Raw genomic sequence first — 20,844 nt, forward strand, 5'->3', positions numbered from 1 at the left:
GCTTGGGGGGGGGGGGGGGGGAAGAAAAGGGGAAACCGGGCAACACGTCGAACAACGACACACCACGCTCCCCCCCCCACCTCCTCCCCCCCCCCCCCCCCTTCCTCCCCCCCTCCCCCCCCACCCCCCCCGGCCCACGGTGACCGACACCGGCCGACCGGTGTTCGTGGAGCGGTCAGGACACGGCGTCGCCCCTCAGGACAGCACCCGCAGCTCGCGGAGCTCGTAGCCTGCCCCCGGGATGCCTGGGGTGTTCGTCAGGATCCGCACGTAGCGAGCCGTCACCGGGGTCGACAGCCCCGTCGCCTCCGACTCCCCCTGACCCGTCTCGAACACGAGTCGCTGGGTGGTCCAGTCCTGGCCGTCGTTCGAGGTCTGGACCTGATAGCTCCGGGCCCAGTGCTCCCCCCAGACCGCGCGCACCGTGCTGAACGTCCGCGCGCTCCCCAGGTCGACCGTCAGCCACTGGTCGTCGCCGGTCCCCGAGTGCCACGCCGTCCCCAGCTTGCCGTCGACGGCTGCTCCGGCGGGGCCCGCGTCGCTCGCCGTCGACCCCGTGGCGGTGGCGCCCCGGGCGAGGTTCTCCGGGGCGACGTAGAGCTCGAGCTCGGCGACGTTGAGCAGCCCGTCCGCCCGGACCATGCGGTACCAGCGGTAGGGCTTCGTGCTGTCGACCGTCGCCGTGTGCCAACCCACCCGGGGTTCGCCGTCGAACGTGTACACGTCCTCCCAGCCGGCGTCGGGCGACGTGTTCGATCCCTGGATCTTCGCGCCCGCCATCCGCTCCGGAAAGCTCGATCGCGGGTGGTAGCGAAGCCCCTTCAGCACCTTCTCCTTGCCGGCGCCGAGGTCGAGCCCCGCGTAGCCGGGCACCGGCATGCCGTCGAAGAAGGTGTTCGCCTTGCCGTCGAACGCCGCACGGAACGACGTGTCCCCGGGGGCGCTGTTCCAGTCCGCGGTACCGAACGGCGTCCCGGTCGCCTTGACGAGCCCGTCGGGGCTGTCGAACAGCTCCAGCTCGCCGATCGCGGTGCCCCCGGTGCCGCCCACGTACCGGTAGTAGCGGTAGGCCGGGCCGGGCTCCAGCACGGCCTCGTGCCAGCCGGCCGCCGGCGTGCCGGGAATGGTGTACAGGTCCACGAACCCGGAGTCGGGACTGTTCGACCCCTGGATCCTGGCGCCGGCCGCGGCGCCGGGGTCGTCCGCCGCAGGGTGGTACCGGAATCGGGTCAACGACCGCGCCTGGCCCGCACCGAGGTCGAGTCCCGCGGAGCTCTCCGCTCCCCCGCTGAACGCGCTGGCCGGGTCGCCGTCGAACGCCGCCGCGGCGCCCTCCGAGCCGATCGGTTCGCCCGTCAGCCGGTCCGGGACCGGGGTCGTGGGCGGCCTCTGGTCGGTGAAGAGCTCGATCTCGGCCACGCTCGTCCTCGTCGTGCCGCCGACGTACCGGTAGTACCGGTAGGCGCCTGCCGACGCGAGCGTGACGTCGTGCCATCCGTCCCCAGGGGCGAAGTTGACCTTCGCCAGGTTGACGTAGCCGGCGTCGCGGGAGTTCGAGCCCTGGATCATCGCTCCCTCCATCAGTGCCCCCTGGCCGGCACGGGGATGCAGCCGCACGCGGGTGACGGGTTCCGCCGTCCCGAGGTCGACGCCCGCGAAGCTGCCGGTGTCGACCCCGTCGTAGAAGGTGTCGACGTTCCCGTCGAACGCCGCAGCCGCGCTGGTGTCGCCCGGCTCGGTGTCCGCGTCGGGAGACCCGAAGGGCTCACCCGTCACCTGCACGGTGAAATCGGGCAGCGCGGCCGGCTTCGCAGGCGCGGCGACGGGTTCGACGCCGTCGGGCGTGACCACGTACCACGTGAAGCTCATCGGCGGCAGGGTCACGTCGAGCTGGGCGTTGCCGTTGGAGTCGATGGTGAGATCGGCCGGGGTGCCGGCGCCCTCGCGGTAAACATCGACCTTCTCGGCGGTCGGCGTCGCTGACGGATAGCTGCCCGCCCATTCCGGCTTCGGGAAGTACTCGAACACCGGGTATGGGCCGAACACCGGGATGTCCTTCGTGTCGAGATACGACCCGGGGACGGGCTGCGGCGGCTCGGTCAGGTCGGTCATTCCCGTGTAGTACAGCGGCACCGTCAGGCTCTGCGTTTGCGCCTCGTCGGTCTGGTTGAAGACCGCCACCAAGGCGCGTTCGTCACCGTCGGAGCGCGCGTGCATGAACGCGTCGATGCCGGTGCCCCGGGCGAGGTCGCCCTCGGCTTGGCGCGGCGGGACGATGTGGATGATGTCGGAGGAGATGACCTCGCGGTACGTCTTGTACACGTCGGCCCAGTACTTCACGACCGCATGCACGTCGGCGTCGCCGTCATCCATCGTGGTGCCGCGGAACGCTGGATTGACGCCGGCCAGGAAGCTCTGCCCGATGCCCCAGCTGTAGTCGAACAGGTTCTGCTTCAGCGGCTTGAAGATCGCGTCGGCGTTGCCGCCGTGGTACGGGTCGATGGGCATGAACGTCCACGTCGCCGACGGGGACTTCTCGTAGGTGCCGTTGTAGATGTACTGCCGGCCGTGCATGAGCTGCTGCTGGCGCGGCTGGCGCCAGCCGTACTCCTCGTAGCCGATGACGTTCTTGTTCGCGCCGTTGAGGTAGTGCAGGTCGGGGGCGTTGATATAGGCGCCGCGCTCGCGCATCATGCGGTAGAAGTCGTTGCTGAAGGTCCACTGCTTGTAGACGGAGTCGTCTCCGCCATCGGCGTACGCGTGGTTCGTCTCCTCGCAGCGGAACATCGGCCACGGCCCGTCGAGCTCGACGATGTCGAGCCCCGCGGTGTCCATCATGGACTGCACGCGACGCTGATACTCCTCGAATCCCGTCGTCGCGAGACCCATCACATTGCCCCAACCGGAAGCGCAGGTGCTCTCGGCCGGGTTGAACACGGTGCCGGTCGTCAGCAGCGTATAGCCGCCGACATCCATGCCCATCGCGCGGACCGCTTCGAAGTCCTCTTTCTTGCGTTCAAGGTACGCAGGATCGGTGCTGAGCATGTTGAAGCCGCTACCGAAGGACTGGATCATCATCTCGAAGCCCATGTCCGACGTGGATGCGGCCGATTCACGGATCGCGGTCGGGTCGTCGGAGAGGAGATGGTAGAACAGCGGGTCCTCGGTGATCTGCGGCGCGAGGGTGCGGTACATCGCCTTGATCTCCATCTGCTGCGCCTCGTAGTGGTCGGTGCCGTGCAGCAGGATGAAGCTCCGGAACCCGTCGAAGTGACCGCCCCAGTGCGGCTCCTCGGTCCCGATGCGATACGCCGGCCCCTCCTTGTAGAGCACGGTGTACGTCTCGGCGTCCCCGTCGTCCTCGACGGTGTACGTGCGGTCCTTGTCGTTGTTGCGGGAGGCGTTGTCACCCGGACCGCCGTGATAATCGGTGTCCAGGTAGAAACGCCCGGCGACCTCGGACTTCACGTGCAGGACGTCCGTGGTCAGGTCGTCGATCATCACCGGCGCCGCGCTCGTGTTGTCCACCGAGACCTTCTTCATCACGGTGGCGATGCCGTCGTAGATCTCGTACCGCACGGTGACGGTCACGCCGTCGAGGGCGTCCGGGAGGCTGTCGTGCGGGCGGAAGGTGACCACGAGGGCCTTGCCCTTCGCCGGCCAGGGCTTCTTCTCGGCGTACGGCTTGAGGGTCTTGCCGTCCTTCTCGTACGGCGTCCACTCGTAGGGCTTCTGCGTGCTGTCCTCGACCCGGTGGGACGCGTAGACGAATCCCCCGGACGCCTTGGTGCCGCCCACGTCGTACGCGGTGCCGTCGAGGCTGATCCGGGCCTCGGGCTCTCCCGCGCGCGCGAGCATCTCCTGCCCGGTGCCCAGGTTCTTCAGCGACGTCGTCGAGAGGTTCGGCGCGCGGACGAACGCCCGCTGCACGATCCCGTTGGACATGGTGATGGACTTGCCGCGGACCGTGATGGTCGACGGCGTCGTCACCGGATGGACCACCCAGTCCCGGGCCGGCGGCGGGTTCCCGGCCTCGGTCTCCCCCGTCCCGGCCTGGCCGGGCGAGGGCAGCTCGGCACGGACCCCGGCCTGCGGCTCGGCGGCGCTGCTGACCCCCGCCACCGCGGGGGTGCTGAGCAGGGCGACGACCAGGGCGAGTCCGAGCAGTCCGGGCCTTTGTCGCGAGCGGCGCGCCATCGTCGGCGGGCGTGCTGTGCGGGTCATGTGTTCGGTCCCTTCCGTCAGGGTGTCAACCCTTGGTGGCTCCGCCCGTCAGTCCGCGGACGAAGTGCTTCTGGAACAGGAGGTAGAAGACGAGGATCGGGATGGTGGCGAGGAACATGAAGGCGAACACCGCCCCGTAGTCGCGCAGGTAGGTGCCGATCGATCGGTAGATGCCGACCGTGATCGTGTTGCCTGCGCCCGGTCCCAGGACGAGCAGCGGGGTGAGGAAGTCGTTCCAGATCCACACTCCGAGGAAGATGAGCACGCTTGCCGACGCGGGCCGCAGGAGAGGGAAGACGATCTGCCAGAACGTCCGGAACTTGCCTGCGCCGTCGACGGCCGCGGCTTCCTCGAGCTCGCGGGGTACCGACCTGACGAATCCCATGAAGACGAAGACGGCGAACGGCAGGTAGTAGCCGACGTTCACGAGCACTGCACCCGGGAGGGTCGTCATCAATCCGATCTCACGCAGGATGCGGGTGATCGGCACCATGATGACGGCGGGCGGGATCATGAGGCCGATGAGCATGACCCCGAGGAGGACGCGCCCCCAGGCGCGCTCGGCGCGCACCAGGTAGTGGGCGCACATCGCGGCGAGCAGGGTCGTGATGATGATCGAGATGCCGGTGAGCTGGACCGAGTTCAGCAGCCCGGCCCAGAACAGGCCGTCGGGCCGGGTCAGCACGCCCGTGAGGTTGTCGAGCGTGGGCTGCAGCGGCAGCGCGAGCGGCGAGGCGATGACCTCGGCGCTCGGCTTGAAGACGTTCACCAGCGCGATATAGAGCGGCAGGACGAAGAATGCGGCGGCGGCGAGCGCCACGACGGGCCGCATCCAGGCGAGACGGGGCATCAGTAGGTCACCTCGCGGCGCTGGAGGACGCGCAGCGTGACGACACTCGCGGTGGCCACGATCACGAGCATGATGCCCGCCATGGCGGAGGCCATCCCCGCCCGCTGCTCGACGAAGGCGGTCTGCACCACGTCGAACGCGATGGTCGCCGTCGCACCGCTCCCTGGTCCGCCGTTCGTCAGCACGGCGATCTGGTCGTACACCTTGAAGGTGCTGATCATGAGCATGACCGTGGTGATCGTGAGGGAAGGCGCGATGAGCGGCCAGGTCAGGTGGCGAAAGCGCTGGACGGGGCTCGCCCCGTCCAGGCTCGCGGCCTCCTCGAGCTCGGTGGGGATCCCGGCGAGGCCTGCGAGGTAGACCACCACGGCGAAGCCGAGCAGCTGCCAGACCAGGATCCAGGAGACGGTGTAGATCGCGACGGCCGGGTCCGAGAGCCAACCCGGTGGGTCGGCGATCCCGATCGTCCGCAGCATGGCGTTGACGAGGCCGTCGTCGACGAGGAGCGACCGCCAGATCACCGAGACGACCACCGACGAGAGGATGACCGGCGTGAAGTAGACGCTACGCAGCAGGTGGTAGAGCCGACCGTTCTTGCGCAGCAGCAGTGCGATCGCGATACCGAGGACGTTCGTGACGACGACGACGAGCGCGGTGATCAGCACGGTGTTGCCGAGGGTCCGCAGGAACGACGCGTCAGAGACGAGGAAGGCATAGTTGTCGAGTCCCACGAATGACGTCACGGGGCGCGTGGCGCGTTCGTCGGTGAACCCGGTGACGAGCGTCCAGAGGATGGGGACGAAGACCACGGCCGTGAAGATCGTGAGGGCCGGCAGCACGAAGACTGCAAAGTTGCCCGCGGATTGCCACCGCTGGATCCAGGCTCTCGTCGACCTGCTGGTGTCGTGCCTGCGTGCTCCGTCCTCGGAACGCACTCTCTGGTCCGTGGTGACCATGGTCATCCTCGACCGTTCCTTACTGTTCAGCGGTGCTCGACCATGTCGGCCTCGCGCACCGTCGGGCGGGATCCGGTCCGCAGCCGACCGCGAACGACGGCGGACGACCGCGGACCGGGTGCTCACTGCGTGAGCTCGGCGTACGTGGAGTTCAGGTGCTCGACGAACCCGTCCACGTCGGTGCGCCCACTGACGAGATCGCCGATCGCGGAGTTGACCTCTGCCGTGAAGCCCGCGGGCAGCGCCGGGATGCCGCCCTCGTTGCCGAAGGCCGCGGTCACGGTGCCGCTCGACTCCGCCTCCTGGTAGAGGGACAGGGTCTCGTCGTAGAGCTTCGTCGTGCCGTCGGGGAGGTCGAAGTCCTTCAGCGCCACGAACAAGCCGTCGGCGAGCACCCCGCCCTCGAGGTTCTCGGGGACCTGGGACCAGGCGATCGCCCACTCCTTGGCCTTGTCCACGTCGGGTGCGCTCGCGCTCACCGAGAGCCCGCCGCCGGTGTACGTCGGCATGACCAGCGAGCCGTCGTCGGACGGCCACGGGAACACCCCGAGATCCTCCTGCTGCTCGGCAGTGGGAGCGACGGTGAACCACGAGCCCATCGGATACATGCCGCCGTCGCCGCCGAGGAACGCCTCCTGTCCCTCGGCGTAGGTCTTCGCGAGCGTCGAGGGGTCGATGTAACCCTTGTCGACCAGCTCCTTCAGCTTGCTCACGGCGCCGGCGAACTTCGGGTCCGAGAAGTCGGCCTCTCCCGCGGCGAGCTTGCCCAGGAAGTCGGGATCCTCCGCATAGACGTCGGTGCCGACGAGAGCGGTGAGCGGGTAGATGTTCGCCCACGTGTCCGAGCCGCCCCCGTTGACGATAAACGGGGTGATGCCGGCGGACTTGAGCTTCTCGGCTGCGTCGAGGAGCGCGTCCCACGTCGTCGGGACCTCGTCGATGCCGGCCTTCTCGAACGCCGCCTTGCTGTAGTAGACGTTCGGGATCGTCTGGGTGTTCGTCGGGAGCTGGTAGATCTTGCCGTCGAAGCTGTTCGCCGTGGGGTCGATCCAGTGCGAGAGCTCGTCCTGAGAGAACTCGGCGAGCTTGCCCGCCTCGGCGAGGCCCGTCGGGTTGACGGCGACCATGATGTCCGGGAGCTCGCCGGTGGAGTCCAGCTGACGGGCGTAGGCGTCTCGGTCGGTCGTGGGGGCGACGAGCTTCTCGATGGTGACCCCGGGAACCAGCTTGTTGGCCCGCTCGATGCTCGCGTCCCAGTACTCCGCGTCGAGATTGGGGGTCTCGAATGTCAGGAGCGTCAGGGTGACGTCGTCGGTGCCGCCGTCCCCGGTGTCGGACCCGCCCCCGACCGTGCATCCTGCGGCGAGCAGCGCCACCGCCGCCGCAGCGGCGCTGAACGATACGAAAGTCTTCTTGGACACGGTGGTTCCTCGGCTCTCTGGGCTCGACGGTGAGCTGGCATTACTAAAGCTTGTTTCTTATGTATCTCGAGTGTGGGCGCACGCCCGCGGGTTGTCAAGGGGCGGGCCCGCGGCGCGGGCTCACGGTGACGCCTCGTCCTGCTGCTGACGCCGAAGGCTCCAGACGGCCTCGAGCGGCTCCAGTCCAGGGCTCCCCTCGGCTCCGAAGAACCGGTCCACGAACCGCCCGATGTCCGCCTGCCAGCGCGCGTTCGCCGGGTCGTCGCCGAGCGCGGCGAACGCCGCGTCGAAGTCGTCGACGTCCACGACATGGAACAGCCGGTCCCCGGATCGCCAGATGACCCAGTCGTGGATGCCCACCCGCTCGAACACGTCCCGGAGCTCGTCCGGGATCCTGGCGTGGTGCTGGCGATACTCGCCGACCGCCCCGGGCCGGATGGTCGAGTGCAGCGCGATCCTCATGGGGACGCCTCCGACCCTCGCGCCTGAGGTCGATGCGCACGACCGCCGGAACGCCCGCGGGCACGCCCCGATCCGGCTCCGCCCGCGCTCATGCGACCCGCCGGTCGTCGATGGCGTCGGCGTCCCAGTCGATCCCGAGCCCGGGAGCCTCCGGGGCGACGGCGCAGCCGTCCTCGATCTCCAGGCCCGTGCGGGTGATCGCCCGCAGCTGCGGGATGTGCTCGACGTACGCACCGTTCGGGACCGCGGCGGCAAGGCTGACGTGGAGCTCCATGAGGAAGTGCGGACAGACGATCGTGTTGTACGCCTCGGCGAGGTGCGCCACCTTCAGCCACGGCGTGATCCCGCCGATCCGGGCGACGTCGACCTGGACGACGCCGGCGGCGCCGCGGTGCAGGTAGTCCCGGAACTGGCCGACCGAGTACAACGACTCCCCGACCGCGATCGGGATGCTCGTCGCGGCCGCGAGCCGGGCGTGCCCGCTGACGTCGTCGGCGGGGAGCGGCTCCTCCAGCCAGAACAGGTTCGCGTCCTCGAACGCCGCAGCGCGGCGGACCGCTTCCGCGGCCGTCATCGACTGGTTCGCGTCGACCATGAGGTGCATCTCGTCCCCGACGGCTTCGCGCACGGCGAGGAGCCGCTCCCGGTCGTCGACGAGGCTCGGCCTGCCGACCTTGAGCTTGACCCCCCGGAGGCCCTTCGCCTTCGAGTCGAGCGCCCCGGCCACGAGCTCCTCGGTGGACAGGTGGAGCCACCCGCCCTCCGTGTCGTAGAGGGGCACCCGGCGGCGATGGCCCCCGGCGATCTGCCACAGGGGCTGGGACGCTCGCTGGGCGCGGACGTCCCACAGGGCGGTGTCGACCGCTGCGAGCGCCAACGAGGTGATCGCGCCGACCACGGTCGCGTGGGTGGACCACATCAGGTCCGCCCAGATCGCTTCCACGGTGCGACTGTCCTTGCCGAGGAGGCGCTCGACCAGATGGTCGCGGAGCAGGCTGAGCACCGCACGTCCCCCCGTGCCGATGGTGTAGGAGTAGCCCACGCCGGTGAGTCCGTCGGCCGTCTCGATCTCGACCAGGATCGTCTCCTGCTTGACGAAGCTCTGGACGGCGTCCGTCCGGACGGTCTCGACCTCGAGGTCGACGAGGCTCGCGCGAACGGCGGTGATCACGGTCATGCGTCATTGCTCCGATCTGGATGGTCGTCGGTCGGTCTCGTCATGTCGGACGGCGCGCTCGCCGTCCAGCGGATCTCGATGGCCCGGGCGTCTCCGGGCGCCAAGGACACGAGGGGGCCGAGCACCTCCAGCTCGGCGTAGGCGTGCCTCGGCCACATCCCGTCGGTGCCCGACAGCGGTGCCGTGGTCGGGCACTGCATCCACACCTCGGCACGCGAACCACCGTCGGGGTACTCGGCATCGTCGTCGGGGTCGAAGCCGAGCTCCAGCGTCTCGCCCCTCGGGCCCACCCAGCGGACGCACCCGGTCGCGTCGGCCACGCCGCGCTTCGCCACCACGTGCTGCCACGGCAGCACGAGCCACGAGCCGTCCTGCCGCCAGCGCGCGCTCCCGACCCAGTCGCCGAGATCGACGGGCGCCTCACCCCTGTTCGCCAGCTCGATGCGCGGACGGCACCCCCGCCCGTCGACCGCCCACGGAACCTGGCACACCTCCCACGGGGACCAGCGGACAGGAACGGTCGAGACGTTCTCCTGCTCGATGCGGAGCAGGAACGACGTGCCTCGCCGGGGGACGGTGAACGTGCGGTGCATCCGCAGACCGGTCACGGCGTCCGACTCGCTCGACATGCTCAGCTCGATTCCGACCTGCGTCGGCCGGCTCGCCCACGACCACCGTCCGTCGTCGAAGACCGGATCGGGCGGGCCCGTCCACCCGGGCGCGTCGCGACGTCGCTGGGGTGCGACCCAGGTCTTCGAGCCTCCGGCATTGGACCAGGAACCGGCCGTGCCGTCGGGGACCGGCCACTGCGCCCGCCGGAGACGGGGGCGGGCCGACGGGTCGAAGAGGTCGGGGTTCTGCCAGAGAAGCTCGTGGCCGTCGACCCGGAGCGAGAGCAGTCGCCCGCCGACCGCCGGGAGGAAGGCGAGGTCCAACCGGTCGTTCCTGACCCGGTGCACGGCGAGCGACGGGTCGGCGTCCGGCCCGTGCTCGGCCGCTCCCACCCGTGTCATGCTTCGCCGGCCGCGGCCGGGCCCCGACGCCCCGGCACCGGAGACCCCTCGAGCAGCGTCAGCTTCGATCGGATGGCGGCGACCTCCTGATCACGTTCGACCTGCGGGTCGTCGACGAACAGGAGCATCGTGGGCAGCGACGTCGCGAAGTAGTCGATGGTCGCGGGGACGCCTGCCTGCTCCTCCACCCACCGTCGCAGCGCGTTCTCGACCTGTGCCGCGTCCTCGACCCTGCCCAGGCGGCGCAGCGCGAGGATCGACCAGATCGTGCTCGCGCTGTAGGGCTGCGGGCTCATCCGCGCGAAGTCGCCGGTGAAGGCGGCAGCGTGCTCCCACTCCGTCGCGGCTTCCGCCGGACGTCCGCTCGCGGCCAGCGCGTCGCCGAGGACGACCCGCAGCTCGGAGTCGTTGGCCAGAGGGTGCCTCGCCTCGCCGAGCGTCGTCGGCGGCTGCAGCGCAGATCGCATCGCCGCGACCGCATCCGCAGGACGACCGTGCGCCAGGGCGGCGCGAGCCGTCGCGAGCGCGACGCCGTCCCACGCCGCCAGCACCTTGCCCTCGCCGCCCTCCCACGGCTGGAACTCACGGCCTGCGAGCGACTCCCGCGCCTCGGTGACGCGTCCGACCGCGAGCAGCGCCTCGGCGCGGGCCACCGTCAGGTCGTCGCGCTGGCTCACGAGCGCCGGCTCGGCGTCGAGCTCGACGAGCCGTGCGTCAGGCGTGTGGCCGAGACGGATCCGGAGCTGATCCCACTCGTAGAGCAGCTTCGCGCTGTCCGGCGCGAGGCTGCGTGCCTCGGTGAAGCTCCGCTCCGCGGCGCTCCGGTCCGACTGCACGTTGTACGCCGCGATCCCCAGGTTCCGGTGGGCGACCGCCGCGGTCCAGGCATCCGACCCGGCGCGCACGACCGCCGTCCAGGCGTTCACAGCCTCGGCGTGTCGTCCGCGGTCGTACAGCCAGTTCCCGTGGAGCAGAGCAGCAAGGGCGTCGCGGGGGTCGGCGCCGCGGGCGGCCTCGAGCGCGGCCACGTCGTCGAGACGCGACGCGGCACACCAGCGCGGGTCGCTCGCGCGGGCTGCCGCGCGCGCGGCAGCCCCGTCGTCGGCGCGCCCGAGCCTCTCGAGGACGACCGCGCGGTGGTAGTGCGCGAGAGGGACCACGTTCACCTGGCCGAGCGCGGTGGCCGGCGAGGCGACGACGACGTCGAGCACGCGCAGCACCTCGCCGTCGAGCCGTGCGGCGGCGTACTCGAGCGCGACGTCGAGCACGATCGTGGGGTCGTTCGACGGAGGAAGCCCGAGGAGGTCGCGGGCCCACTGGTCGAGCGGATCTCGTTCGAGCACGCCGGAAGCGACGGACCGTGCCTCCTGAGCACGTCCCGCATCAGCGAGAAGCGCGGCGAGCAGGCAGGAAGCCTGGGCATGGTCAGGATGACGACGCGTGAGTGCGACGAGATGCTCGATCGCGCGCGACCGGTCCACCGACGTGAGCGACCTGGCCAGCGCGAAGCCGGCCGGCAGCTCCCACGCAGCGTCCCAGGCGGCCCGCGCGAGAAGGGTGCGCGCCTCCGTGTCTCGGCCGAGCCGCAGGAGCACGAGGCCGAGGAGGTAGTGCGCCTCGCCGCTCGCGGGTGTCTGTGCCCAGGCGGTGAGCCGGTCGACGGCGCCCCGCAGCAGCGACTCCGCTTCGCCGTACCGGCCCTCGGCGTGCGCGGCTGCACCGAGCGCGGTCGCGGCCCTGGTCTCGCCGGGGTCACGGCGGAGCATCTCCTCCCAGTACGGCTCTGGGCGGCGAGTGGCGTGCCGGTACTGGCGCAGGTACACGGCGATCTGGTGCAGCTCGTCGATCGTCGCCACGTCCGCGGGCCGCGGCGGTGCGACGGCCGCCCGCGGCGGCGGCGAGGGGTCGGGCTCGAGCTCGGGCGCCGTCAGGACGACCGTGCCGTCCTTGTCGAGCAGGACCTCGACGGGGACGGCCGAGACCACGGTGCACCACCACGGCTCGTCGGGCTGGAGGTCCACGTCCTCCCGGAGGACCTGTGCGCCGTCCGCGAGGACACGAACGACCGCCGGGGAGAGCCGCGTGGACGCGACGAGGCCGATCCGCACCAGGTCGCCGTCGCGGTGGACACTCGCCGACGCCGACCTGCTGGCGCTCGTGGCCGGGCCGATCCCTCGGATCGGGTACCAGCACTGGGCGAACTCCTTCGCCTCACCGGGCGCGATCCAGGCGAAGTCGGGCTGGTTGTCGGTGTAGACACCGGCCATGAGCTCGATGTACGGGCCGTCGTCGTCGGTGAGGTTGCGGTCCCAGGCCTGGCCGAAGGGCGCGTTCCCCCACGTCCACATCTTCTTGCCCGGCGACACCTCTCGCGGCGCCCAGTGCACGAATCCCGCGTCACGACCGTGGTCGTACCCGCCGAAGAACTCCTCGCTGGACTCCGTGACCATGTACGAGGTCGGAACGGGGATGTGGTGGTACCAGTCGAGCCGGTCGCTCCCCTCGACGGCCGCACCCCGCGCCGGATAGTCCACGCCGTAGTACGGACGGTCGGCGGCGGGAAAGGAGGTGACGGCCCGCCGCGCATGGTCGGCGACGTGGCGGACATCGCGCGGAAAGAATGCCTGGTAGTCGCCGTCGACGCGAGCTGCGACGTTGGCCCACCAGAGGAACGTCTGTCGGACCTCGGAGCGGTTGTAGAGGCGTACGAGGAGGTCGATCCGGGACGAGTCGGCGGACAACCGGACCCCGTGCATGCCCTTCATCCGAGCGAAGGGATCATGGTCGGAGCACCACACCGTCGCGGTCTCGTCGGTCTCCTCGATCTCGACGTCGACCGGCAAGAACGTCGCCGGACGATGGTGCTGCGGCCAGTTGAACTCCACTCCCCCGGAGATCCACGGCCCTGCGAGACCGACGAGTGCCGGCTTGATGACGTTGTTGCGGTAGAAGATGTCGTAGCCCGCCCGCTTGTCGTAGGCGACGTGGATACGGCCACCCAGCTCGGGCAGGATCATCAGGCGCAGCCACTCGTTCTCGAGGTGGATCGCCTGCCACAGGCGAGGACGGCGCTCCGGAGAGATCCGCTCGTGGAAGGACAACGGGAACACCCGACCGCTCGACCCCTGGTACACACGTCGATCCAGGAAGGCCGGGAACGAGTCGGGCGGCTCCGGGAGATAGGTCGCGATCTCGACCGGCTCGCTCCAGACCGCTACCTCGCGGTCCTGCAGCGCCGCAGGGACGGGGGGCAGGACGATGCGCGCGGTGCTCGCGCTGAGGGACGACATGCAGTCAACGTAGGGTCGCCCGACGAGCGCCCGGAATACAGGATCCTGCGAGGGAGATGGACGAAACGACTTTCGCCGGGCCACGATCGGACCGTGCAGATCGCCGAAGGGTTCGCGGGACAGCGTCTCGTCGTGCTGCCCCGCCCACGGGTGGCACGAGCACTCGCCGACCCCATCACCTCGAGGCTCACCGTCACCGACTGCGGCATGTTCCCCGTCGCGGGCTTCCACCTCCGCGAGCGCCCCGCGGGGATTCCGCAGGCAGTGGTTCTCGCCTGCGCGGCAGGTCTCGGGTGGGTCGAGACTGAGGGCGAGCGGCACGCCGTCGCCCCTGGGGACGTCGTGGTCCTGCCTCGTGACCGCCCGCACCGGTACGGCGCCGACGCCGACGACCCGTGGACCGTCTGGTGGTTGCACGCCGCCGGGACCGACGTCGACGACCTCGTCGCAGCGGGTTCGCGCGGGCTGGTTCGAACGCCCGGCGACCGGTTCCGCGTGCAGGGTCTGATTGAGGAGGTCGTGACCGCGCTCGAGCGAGACACGACCCGGGAGAGCCTCGTCGGTGCGGCAGGAGCGGCATGGCACCTGTTCTCGTTGCTGGCGACGGAGCGCCCAGCGACGGGATCCGTCGACCGTGCGATCGAGGACGCCGGGGCCGCGCTGCGCGAGAACCCCGCAGCACACGTCACGGTCGACGGGCTTGCAACCGTGGCCAGCCTCTCGGCGTCCTACTTCTCCAGCCTCTTTCGACGACGTTTCGGCACCTCGGTCCTGCGCTACCAGACCGAACAACGGATGGCACGCGCCCGACATCTGCTCGACACCACGCGAGAACCGGTCGCCCGGATCGCCAGCGCCGTCGGCTACGACGACCCGTACTACTTCTCCCGGCGTTTCAGGGCCGTCCACGGCACGACGCCGCGCGCCTACCGGGCCCAGTCCAAGGGGTAGCCCGCCGGGGAAGGCCGCGTTCCTCTGGGCTCTACCTCCTGACCGGGCCTCGACCTACTAAGGTAAGGTTGTTTCGTAAGCTTCTTCTGCAACCCCACAGCGAGGTCTGGCATGACAGCTCCCGGCATCGACAGGCATCTGCACGTGCACGCCGGCGGGACCTCCGTCGTCATCGACCTCCCCGAGCGCACCGCACCCGCGCTCGCCTACTGGGGCCCGAGTCTCGGCGATCTCGACGCCACGGAGCTTGACGCCGTCGTTCGCGCGATTCGTCCCCAACAGCGCGTCGGAGACATCGACCACCCGTCACCGGTCAGCCTCGTCCCCGTCCAGGCCGAAGGATGGACGGGGTCTCCCGGCCTCGAGGGACACCGGCGCCGCGCCGCCTTCGCCCCGTCCTTTCGCTGCATCTCGCACAGCATCTCGACGGATGCGGGAGCGATGCGTGCGGTGCTGCGGTGCTCGGACCCGGACGCCGGCCTGGATCTGGACATCACTCTCGACGTGCTGCCATCGGGACTCGTCCGGCAGAGGCTCGTGCTCCGCAACGTGGACGACGGCGCCTACACGGTCCAGGCCCTCCGCGCGGTCTTCCCGGTCCCGGACGCCGCGACCGAGCTGCTCGACCTGACCGGACGTTGGATGCGTGAACGCATCCCGCAAAGGCATCCGCTCAGGGTCGGCCGGTTCGCGCGTGAGAGTCGGAAGGGACGCCCGGGCGCCGACGCCTCCCTGCTGCTCGTCGCCGGCGAACCAGGCTTCGGGTTCGAGCGAGGGCCCGTCTACGCCGTGCACGTCGCCTGGAGCGGCAACCACGAGCTCGCCGCCGAGCGCACGATCCTCGCGGGCACGGTGCTCACGGGGGCCGAGCTGCCGCTGCCCGGCGAGATCGTCGTGACCGCGGGACACGAGTATGCGTCCCCGTGGGTCTACGCGTCGCACGGGAACGGCCTCGACGAGCTCGCGAGCCGGTTCCACGAGTTCCTCCGCGCACGCGAGAGTCACCCGCACGCGCCCCGACCTGTCGTCATGAATGTCTGGGAGGCCGTGTACTTCGACCACGAGCTGCCCAAGCTCAGCGAGCTCGCAGAGCTCGGCGCCTCCATCGGCGCCGAGCTCTTCATGCTCGACGACGGCTGGTTCCTGGGGCGCCGGAACGACAGATGCGCCCTCGGAGACTGGTACGTCGATCCGGACGTGTGGCCCGAAGGACTGGCACCCATCATCGACCGGGTGCATGAGCTGGGCATGGCGTTCGGTATCTGGGTCGAGCCCGAGATGGTGAGCGTCGACTCCGTCCTTGCCCGCAAGCACCCCGAGTGGTTGCTGGGCCCGGGTGGCCGGACCCCACCAGCCGCGAAGTGGCAGCAGGTGCTCGACCTCTCGAACCCCGAGGCCTACGCCTACATCTTCGAGCGACTGGACTGGCTGTTGCGTGAGCACGACGTCCAGTACCTCAAGTGGGACCACAACCGCGACGTGCTGGAGCCGGGCGCCGAGCTGACCGGGTTCGCCACCCTGCACGAGCACACCCTCGCCGTCTACCGGCTCATGGACGAGCTGCGTCGCCGCCACCCGGACGTCGAGTTCGAGAACTGCGCCTCCGGCGGCGCGCGGATCGACCTCGAGATCCTGTCACGCACCGAGCGGACTTGGGTGAGCGACTGCGCCGACCCCATGGAGCGCGCCATCGTCCAGCAGTACACCGGCCTGCTCATGCCACTCGAGATGACGGGCAACGACATCAGCGCGGCGACGTCCCACACGACGGGCCGCACCTCGTGGATCGACCTGCGCGGCGGTGTCGCGATCCTCGGACACCTGGGCATCCAGTGGGACCTCACCCGGACCACCGAGCAAGAGCGCGCCGATCTCGCCGCCTGGGTCGCGGCCTACAAGCGGCATCGGGGGCTCCTTCACTCCGGCAAGGCCGTCTCGCTCGATCACCACGACCCGTCGGTGCTGATTCGCGGAGTCGTGGCGCCCGACCGGTCGCGCGCGCTGTTCACGCTTGCTCAGCTCACCTCGAGCCTCGCCCCCTCGGGCGGCCGCATCCGTTTTCCCGGGCTCGACCCCGACACCAGGTACGACGTGCGTGTCGACACGCCCGCTCACGCCGTTCGCTCGCGGGCGTACACCCCCGCGCCATGGGTCGTCGACGGCATCCGACTCACCGGACGGACGCTCGCCGCGGTCGGGTTGGAGGCTCCCGTCCTGGATCCGGAGCAAGTCATCATCATCACGCTCGACTCCGTACCGGGTATCCCTTCCGGCACCCGGTGACGGCGACACGCTCCCGCAGTGTCGTGGCCTAATCGACCAGCAGGGTGCGAGGAGCGAGCTCCGCGAAGAGCCGCTCCTCGGCCCGGTCGAGCGCGAGCCGCATCGCCCCTGCGGCGACAGCCTCGTCCCCGAGGGAGGAGCACACCACGGCGGGCGGGAACGGCGTCTCCGCCTCGATACGCGCGCGGACCGGCGCGGCGATCGCATCACCCGCTGCGGAGACGCCACCCCCGATCACGAGCAGCTCCGGGTCGATCGCGATGATCGTCGGCACGAGTCCGGCGACGATCTCGTCGACGAAGGTGTCGACGCGAGTCTGCGCGTCGGGATCGCCGGCTGCGGCTGCAGAGAAGACGGCACGGGTGTCGAACTCCCCTGGTCGTTCGGCGAGGTGGAGAAGCGGGCCGTAGTCGGCGCGCCAGGGAATGGCACGCCACAATCCGATCTGGCTGGCCGCACCGTGGTGTCCGTTGTGTGGCCGTCCCCCGATCAGCGCAGCAGCCCCGATCCGTCTGCCGATGTGCAGGTAGACGATGTCCGACGCGTCCTGCGCCGCGCCGCGCCAGTGCTCGGCCAACCCTGCCATCGGCATGTCGCTCGTCCCCACGACGCGGAACGGGTAGCGCTCACCGACCCAGGACGCCGGGCTCTGTCCCTGCCACCCCGGGATCACCGTGTTGTAGACCACGACTCCGTGCCGGTCGACGGTGCCCGGAGTCGCGACGACGGCCTCCGTGATCGCGTCGGCACCGGGCGGAAAGCCCGCCAACGCTGCGTCGATGGCGTCCCCCAAGGCTTCGAGGCGCCGCTCTGCAGGCCAGCTCGGCTCGAGCTCGACCCGCGCACGAGCCACGACGGTGCCTTCGAGGTCGCCCACCAGCACGACGACCTTGTAGCTCCCGACATCCGCGGCCAGCACGTGGCCGACCTCCGGCCGGAACTCGAAGCCCTGCGCAGGCCGCCCGATGACCGTTCCCGACCGGGCCGGGCTCACCGGCGCCGCCCAGCCTGCTCCGACGAGGTCGTCGACAGCCTGTTTGGTCGTCGGCCGCGACAGCTGAGACCGCCGGGAGAGCTCGGTGATCGTGTAGACGCCGCCCGCGTGAAGGACGCGGAGCACGGACTGCAGATTCAGCCGTCGCAGAACGGAGGGGTCCCCGCTCGACAGGGCGGCGTGGTTGGTCATGATCCTCCGAACGAAGCATCTCGCGGCACCACGAGGAAAGGGTTCAAACTATCCCGCTTCATGCGAGTGGGCCTCGGTGCACCGCCGCATCCCCAACGGTCGTCTCAGGATACTGACGCGGCAGGTGGTGGCGTGGCAGTCATGTGCCGTCATGTCAGCGGGCCCTTGGCCTCGAGGGCCCGGGTCGCGTCGGACGCCGTGCGCTCGTCGGCGCCGCGGATCACCCACGCGACCACGGCGAGCCCGAGCAACCCGATCAGCGGGGTGGCGAGGCCCGCGACCGGCACCGTCTCGTCGTCGACGAAGTTCACCGTGAACACCGACACGTCCCACAGCCCGTGCAGCACCATCGACCACACCAGCGAACCGGTGACGCGCCGCAGGATGTAGAACACCGTGCCGGACCCGGCCGCGATCAGGCCCTGGAGCAGCGCCTTCTCGGGCGCCAGGCCGGAGACGATGTTGGCCAGGTGCATCGCGCCGAACAGCAGGGTGCTCAGCAGCCACACCCCGACCTCCCGGTAGCGCGAGCGCAGGGCGACCAGCAGGACGCCGCGGGCGGCCAGCTCCTCGCAGAACCCCACGCCGACGCCGAGCAGCAGCAGCGCGATCAGGAAGGAGGCGTCGAACGCGGACCACTCGGTCTGCGCGAAGCTCACCAGCGCGAGCATCGCCATGAGGACGGGCACGACGACGGGCCACCGGCGCGCGCTGGGATGCCGGTCGTGCAGCGCGGGCCGCCACCAGCCGAGGGCGGTCGTGACGGCGACGAGGTAGACCGCACCGACCACGAACGACGGCACCGTGACGCGATAGATCGACTCCGCGCTCGCCCCCACCTCGTCGAACGGCACCCCGGAGATCGCGGCCACCACCACCACGATCACCAGGTACCCCACGAGCACCGCCACCCCGATCCATGCACGAGGCCGTACGCGCACCCTGCCACCACCCTTCCGGTCGATGCCGCTCATCGCGGCGCCCGTTTGTCGAGCCGTCGAAGCTCGGCCCGCGCGAAGTCCACGCGGGGTGTCTCTGTGCCCTGCGCGGCGGCGATCTCGTTCGCGAGATCGCGCGCCGCGGAGAGGCGGTGCCTGCGTCGTCGACGGTCTTCGCGGCCGTCGGCGTGCCGCCGGTACGAGCGCCGCTGGCGCCAGCTCCCGGCGAGGGTGTCGAGCTCCTCGGGGGTGAGGTCGCCGGTGTCGACCTCCGGCGCCATGACGGCGCGCATCGTGTCCCGTTCAGCCTGCACCGTGAGGTGGAAGACGCCTACCACCGCGACCACCGCCAGCAACGCGATCACGAGGATGAGGATCAGCGAGAGCTGTCCGTTCCCGCCGCTGAAGGCGCCGACGGCGTCCCACAGGAAGTGCAGGCCCACCGCCGTGACGCACAGCCCCAGGCCGAGGCCCACCCGTCGGCGTTGGGCGACCGTCCCGACCAGGTAGATCACGCCGGCACCGAAGATCGCGGAGTACAGGATGTGGGACGTGAACCCGGTGAGCACGCGCAGTCCCACCGTGTTCAGACCGTTGCCCAGCGGGTCGGACCCGAACTCGGCCTGCGCGGAGTTCAGCGCGTACAGGACGTCCTCGAAGATCTGGAAACCCAGGCCGGCGAACGCCCCCAGCACGAACCCGTCGTACGCGGTGCGCACGACGTTGCGCGCGACGAACAGCAGGAGCAGGACGCCCGCCCCCTTGCCGAGCTCCTCGGTCACCGGAGCAGACATCGCGGCCCACCACGCGTCAGCCGTCTGCTGGCCGAGCAGCTTCGCGTAGAGCCCGTGGAGCGCGTCGTTCGCGCTCACTGCGATGACCCACGTCGCCGCGACCCCACCCCAGCCGAATGCCGCGACCCGCAACGACACCGGCTGGGGCGAGTACCGGTCGATGACGGTGGTGAACCACCAGAACACCACCGCGTACGCCGCGAACAGGATTCCCGCGACGCCGATGACCCCGCCGAAGGCCCGCACCGTCGCGTCCACGATCTGCCACAGCTCGAACAGCCCGTAGACCAGAAGCCCGACGAACATCCACAGGCAAGCATTCCGCGGCTGCCACCAGACGACCGGGTTGCCCCACCCGTTCGCATGCAACGCGTCGAGCCGCGCCGCGACGGCCGGACCGGTCTCCGCAGGAGTTGCCGTCGCGCTCACGAGGTAGCCTCCGACGTCGTCCCGACCGGCGCGACAGACCGGATCATCGCGCCCACCTCCTCCGTCACCGCAGGCGGTGTGGTGGCTGGACCGACCGCGACGAGCCTGACCCCGTGGTCACCGAAGACGAACGCCCCGATCAGCCCGTTGCCCGACGAACCACTGAACCGAGCCGCGACACCCCGGTCACCGGCGGCCGTCGCGATGTCGATCGGATCGCCGATCACGCGGTAACCCGCCTCCCCCCGCAGACCGCCGCTCGTGGTGCGCAGCTGCTCCAGGAGGCCATCGGCGGTGCCGTCGTAGGTATCCGTCTGGATCTGCAGAACCACTCCGTCCTTCGATACCGCGGCCGCCGGCGCGTACCGACCGCCCGAGCCAGGACTGCCTTGGCGTTCTCCCGAGACGACGTTCCAGCCGGGCTCGGGGGCGAAGGTGATCACGTCGTCGAGCTGGATCACGTCCCCAGGTTCGGCGAGATCTTCTCGCGAGACCGCGCCGTCCAGCGCCGGCAGCGCCCACACCGCCACGAGCACCAGCACCAGCACCGTGAGAGCCGGGGCGACGGTCGTCCGGTCGAGACCCCAGAGGCGCCGTTCAACGGGAACCCATCCTTTCGGCCGGGCGGGGGTGGGCGACTCACTGACGTGCACGGGCACCCTCCTCTGGTCGACGCTGCGACGGTAACCGCGCGCCCTTCTTCACGCGCGCCGAAGGCCGACGGGTGCGGTCCGGCAGGTCCGGGGGTGCTCGCGCAATGCCGAGCTCGTCCATGTTCGTGCCCTGAGCATCCGCGCCATCGATGCGCGGCATCCGGGTCGAGCCGCTCGACGAAGAGAGCCCCACGCGATCCTGAGGGCCCCGGCCTCG

The 20,844-nt window shown here is 70.2% G+C and carries 14 protein-coding genes; 2 read left to right on the forward strand and 12 right to left on the reverse strand.

The annotated features are described in order from the left end of the window. Positions 1-195 precede the first annotated feature (195 nt). The 8 genes from ACWF41_RS18610 to ACWF41_RS18645 form a co-directional block, all read right to left on the reverse strand. Positions 196-4,224, reverse strand: a complete 4,029-nt coding sequence (locus ACWF41_RS18610) for a discoidin domain-containing protein (RefSeq protein WP_380319683.1) — start codon at positions 4,222-4,224, stop codon at positions 196-198. Positions 4,225-4,249: 25 nt separating this feature from the next. Beyond that, positions 4,250-5,074 carry a carbohydrate ABC transporter permease gene (locus ACWF41_RS18615; RefSeq protein WP_380319680.1) on the reverse strand — a complete coding sequence of 275 codons (825 nt, stop codon included), beginning with the start codon at positions 5,072-5,074 and terminating at the stop codon, positions 4,250-4,252. Next, positions 5,074-5,913, reverse strand: a complete 840-nt coding sequence (locus ACWF41_RS18620) for a carbohydrate ABC transporter permease (protein WP_380319677.1) — start codon at positions 5,911-5,913, stop codon at positions 5,074-5,076. The genes ACWF41_RS18615 and ACWF41_RS18620 overlap by 1 nt, the downstream gene beginning before the upstream one ends. Before the next feature lie 239 nt (positions 5,914-6,152). Continuing rightward, the gene (locus ACWF41_RS18625; protein ID WP_380319674.1) at positions 6,153-7,451 is read right to left on the reverse strand and encodes an ABC transporter substrate-binding protein; all 1,299 of its coding nucleotides are present in this window, start codon (positions 7,449-7,451) and stop codon (positions 6,153-6,155) included. A gap of 120 nt (positions 7,452-7,571) precedes the next feature. Next, positions 7,572-7,913, reverse strand: a complete 342-nt coding sequence (locus ACWF41_RS18630; RefSeq protein WP_380319672.1) for an L-rhamnose mutarotase — start codon at positions 7,911-7,913, stop codon at positions 7,572-7,574. Between the two features lie 88 nt (positions 7,914-8,001). Next, positions 8,002-9,090: a mandelate racemase/muconate lactonizing enzyme family protein gene (locus ACWF41_RS18635; protein WP_380319669.1), complete on the reverse strand. Its 1,089-nt coding sequence runs from the start codon at positions 9,088-9,090 to the stop codon at positions 8,002-8,004. After that, entirely contained in the window at positions 9,087-10,094 is a 1,008-nt protein-coding gene (locus ACWF41_RS18640; RefSeq protein ID WP_380319666.1) for a hypothetical protein, read from the reverse strand. The genes ACWF41_RS18635 and ACWF41_RS18640 overlap by 4 nt, the downstream gene beginning before the upstream one ends. A gap of 5 nt (positions 10,095-10,099) precedes the next feature. Further along, a complete protein-coding gene (locus tag ACWF41_RS18645; protein ID WP_380319663.1) occupies positions 10,100-13,393 on the reverse strand; it encodes a DUF5107 domain-containing protein in 3,294 nt (1,097 codons plus the stop codon). Between the two features lie 207 nt (positions 13,394-13,600). On the opposite strand from ACWF41_RS18645, the gene ACWF41_RS18650 reads away from it, so the two are divergent. Together ACWF41_RS18650 and ACWF41_RS18655 are read left to right on the forward strand one after the other, a co-directional pair. After that, positions 13,601-14,344: a helix-turn-helix domain-containing protein gene (locus ACWF41_RS18650; RefSeq protein WP_380319688.1), complete on the forward strand. Its 744-nt coding sequence runs from the start codon at positions 13,601-13,603 to the stop codon at positions 14,342-14,344. A 111-nt stretch (positions 14,345-14,455) separates the two neighbouring features. Next, the gene (locus ACWF41_RS18655; protein WP_380319660.1) at positions 14,456-16,627 is read left to right on the forward strand and encodes an alpha-galactosidase; all 2,172 of its coding nucleotides are present in this window, start codon (positions 14,456-14,458) and stop codon (positions 16,625-16,627) included. Between the two features lie 28 nt (positions 16,628-16,655). Here ACWF41_RS18655 and ACWF41_RS18660 read toward each other — a convergent pair whose 3' ends face one another. From ACWF41_RS18660 to ACWF41_RS18675, 4 genes are all read right to left on the reverse strand, one after another. Further along, positions 16,656-17,813 (reverse strand): ROK family protein, encoded by a 1,158-nt coding sequence (locus tag ACWF41_RS18660; RefSeq protein ID WP_380319657.1) that lies wholly within the window; start codon positions 17,811-17,813, stop codon positions 16,656-16,658. 149 nt (positions 17,814-17,962) lie between these two features. Further along, a complete protein-coding gene (locus tag ACWF41_RS18665; protein ID WP_380319654.1) occupies positions 17,963-18,724 on the reverse strand; it encodes a CPBP family intramembrane glutamic endopeptidase in 762 nt (253 codons plus the stop codon). Positions 18,725-18,783: 59 nt separating this feature from the next. Then, entirely contained in the window at positions 18,784-19,974 is a 1,191-nt protein-coding gene (locus ACWF41_RS18670) for a PrsW family intramembrane metalloprotease (RefSeq protein WP_380319651.1), read from the reverse strand. Further along, entirely contained in the window at positions 19,971-20,522 is a 552-nt protein-coding gene (locus ACWF41_RS18675) for a hypothetical protein (RefSeq protein ID WP_380319648.1), read from the reverse strand. Before ACWF41_RS18675 ends, ACWF41_RS18670 begins: the two co-directional genes overlap by 4 nt. Positions 20,523-20,844: the final 322 nt, after the last annotated feature.

The organism is Isoptericola sp. NPDC055063 (assembly GCF_053608125.1).

Excerpts from the sequence above, each read along its gene's own strand:
- ACWF41_RS18610 (WP_380319683.1), bottom strand. The coding sequence starts at position 4,224 with ATGACCCGCACAGCACGCCCGCCGACGATGGCGCGCCGCTCGCGACAA.
- ACWF41_RS18615 (WP_380319680.1), bottom strand. The coding sequence starts at position 5,074 with ATGCCCCGTCTCGCCTGGATGCGGCCCGTCGTGGCGCTCGCCGCCGCC.
- ACWF41_RS18630 (WP_380319672.1), bottom strand. The coding sequence starts at position 7,913 with ATGAGGATCGCGCTGCACTCGACCATCCGGCCCGGGGCGGTCGGCGAG.
- ACWF41_RS18635 (WP_380319669.1), bottom strand. The coding sequence starts at position 9,090 with ATGACCGTGATCACCGCCGTTCGCGCGAGCCTCGTCGACCTCGAGGTC.
- ACWF41_RS18645 (WP_380319663.1), bottom strand. The coding sequence starts at position 13,393 with ATGTCGTCCCTCAGCGCGAGCACCGCGCGCATCGTCCTGCCCCCCGTC.
- ACWF41_RS18650 (WP_380319688.1), top strand. The coding sequence starts at position 13,601 with ATGTTCCCCGTCGCGGGCTTCCACCTCCGCGAGCGCCCCGCGGGGATT.
- ACWF41_RS18655 (WP_380319660.1), top strand. The coding sequence starts at position 14,456 with ATGACAGCTCCCGGCATCGACAGGCATCTGCACGTGCACGCCGGCGGG.
- ACWF41_RS18660 (WP_380319657.1), bottom strand. The coding sequence starts at position 17,813 with ATGACCAACCACGCCGCCCTGTCGAGCGGGGACCCCTCCGTTCTGCGA.